1 protein-coding gene is annotated in these 303 nt (G+C 63.7%); it reads right to left on the bottom strand.

What is annotated here, in order from left to right; genetic code table 11:
- On the bottom strand, positions 1 to 303 hold a 303-nt coding region (locus AC0L3B_RS39130; protein ID WP_473383086.1), incomplete at both ends, for a fumarate hydratase.

Below are 303 nucleotides of genomic sequence, written 5' to 3'. Positions count from 1 at the left end.
CAGGCCCTGGGCGCCGATGCCCAGTTGGTTGACCTTTTCGAACAGCTCCAGGCGCATCTCTTCGATGCGGTTCTGCGGGCCGCGCTTCTTCAGCTCGTGGATGTCGATGGATTCCATCAACACTTCCTTGGCCATCACCGCGGCTTTCTCGGCGGTGCCGCCGATGCCGATGCCGAGCATGCCCGGTGGGCACCAGCCGGCGCCCATGGTCGGAACGGTCTTGAGCACCCAGTCGACGATCGAGTCGGACGGGTTGAGCATGGCCATTTTCGACTTGTTCTCGGAACCACCGCCCTTGGCGGC

Source organism: Bradyrhizobium sp. Kon56 (assembly GCF_055807635.1).
This window is presented reverse-complemented; position numbering and strand designations above follow the sequence as displayed.